Source organism: Christiangramia qingdaonensis, assembly GCF_048381525.1.
GTDB lineage: Bacteria > Bacteroidota > Bacteroidia > Flavobacteriales > Flavobacteriaceae > Christiangramia.
This window is the reverse complement of sequence record NZ_JBLWIM010000012.1, coordinates 1,286,015-1,287,944: the sequence shown is the minus strand read 5'-3', so window position 1 is coordinate 1,287,944 and position 1,930 is coordinate 1,286,015. Positions and strand designations below refer to the sequence as shown.

Sequence of the window (1,930 nt, the reverse complement as noted above, 5' to 3'; positions counted from 1 at the left end):
ACTTTTGAGGCTCTAACGGACAACATAGAACCGATAACAATAATATGAATTACCTTTCAGTAGAAAATGTTGCGAAATCATATGGCGAACGTGTTCTCTTTGAACAAATTAGCTTCGGAATAAATAAAGATCAAAAAGTTGGTTTTGTTGCCAAAAACGGAACAGGAAAAACCAGTTTATTGAACATCCTCGCAGGAACCGATTCCCCTGATGATGGGCAGGTGATCTATCGTAATGACATTCGCGTTGCTTTCCTTTCCCAGGAACCTAATCTGGATCCCGAACTTACCATCGAGCAAAGTATATTTTCGAGTGAGAATCCGACCCTAAAAGTTGTAGCTCAGTACGAAAAGGCCATGGAAAATCCTGAAGATTCTGATGCTCTTCAGAAAGCCATGGATGCCATGGTAGCCAATAACGCCTGGGATTTCGAAACCGAATTCAAACAAATACTTTTCAAGTTAAATCTTGAAGATCTGCAGGCTGTCGTTCAAAACCTTTCTGGAGGACAGAAGAAACGCCTCGCCCTTGCCAGAATGCTTCTTAAAAAACCTGACTTTATCATTCTTGATGAACCTACCAACCACTTAGATTTGGACATGATCGAATGGCTGGAGGAATATTTCAGAAAACAGGATTTTACCATTTTTATGGTAACTCACGACCGTTACTTCCTGGAGCGGGTTTGCAACGAAATCGTGGAGCTGGAAGATGGCAAATTATATACCTATAAAGGAAACTATTCCTATTACCTGGATAAAAAAGAAGAACGACATCAACAGGAAGCTACCAATACAGACAAGGCTCAGCAGTTATATAAAAAGGAACTGGAATGGATGCGTCGCCAGCCTAAAGCGCGTACTACCAAGTCCAAATCTCGAATAGAGGATTTCCATGAAATCAAACATCGTGCGGGACAACGCCGGCAGGATCATAAGGTTCAGCTGGAACTCAATATGGAACGTCTTGGAAGCAAGATCGTGGAGATCCACAATATTTACAAGGAACTCGGTGGAAAGCAATTGATGAAAGGTTTCAGCTATAACTTCCTTAAAGGTGAACGAATTGGGATCATAGGGAAAAATGGTACGGGAAAATCTACATTTCTGAACATGTTGACGGGAAGTCTTGAACCTGATACCGGGAAGATCGTTATTGGTGAAACTGTAAAATTTGGATATTATACTCAGAAAGGTATTAAGATCAAGCCGGGACAGAAAGTGATCGAAGTGATCAAAGAGTTTGGTGATTATATTCCCCTTAAAAAGGGCCGACAGATCTCTGCAGAACAATTACTGGAACGTTTCCTCTTCAGCAGAAAAAAGCAGTACGACTTTGTGGAAAAACTGAGTGGTGGTGAAAAGAAACGTCTTTACTTGTGTACCGTTCTTATTCAGAATCCAAATTTCCTTATTCTCGATGAACCTACCAATGACCTGGATGTACTTACTCTAAATGTCCTTGAAAGTTTTCTGATGGATTTTCCAGGATGTATCATCGTGGTGTCTCACGACCGTTATTTTATGGATAAAATTACCGATCACCTCTTTGTTTTCGAAGGTGGCGGTGCAATCACAGATTTCCCCGGAAACTACACCGACTTCAGAGAATACCAGGCTTCTAAACCTAAAGCTGAAAACATTCAAATAGAAAAGACTTCTGAAGCAAAAGAGAAAAAAGAATATAAGTCCAGTAGTTCCGGAACTTCTCTAACCTATAACGAGAAAAAGGAATACAGTAAACTGGAAAAAGAGATCGGAAAACTGGAGAAGAAGAAAGAGAAAATTCAGCAAAGCTTCCTGGAAGAACTTAGCGCTGAAGAGGTTGCTGAAAGATCTAAAGACCTGAAAAAAGTTGAAGACGAAATTGAAACTAAAACCATGCGCTGGTTTGAATTGATGGAGAAGTTGGAGGGGTAGTTTAAAAGTTA

The 1,930-nt window shown here is 40.3% G+C and carries 1 protein-coding gene; it reads left to right on the top strand.

The features are described from left to right. The first annotated feature begins 44 nt into the window (after window positions 1-44). Window positions 45-1,919 carry an ABC-F family ATP-binding cassette domain-containing protein gene (locus ACNI3T_RS10895; protein ID WP_418227801.1) on the top strand — a complete coding sequence of 625 codons (1,875 nt, stop codon included), beginning with the start codon at window positions 45-47 and terminating at the stop codon, window positions 1,917-1,919. Window positions 1,920-1,930: the final 11 nt, after the last annotated feature.

Bases quoted from the DNA above. Each gene is read 5' to 3' on its own strand.
- ACNI3T_RS10895 (WP_418227801.1), top strand. From the start codon at position 45: ATGAATTACCTTTCAGTAGAAAATGTTGCGAAATCATATGGCGAACGT.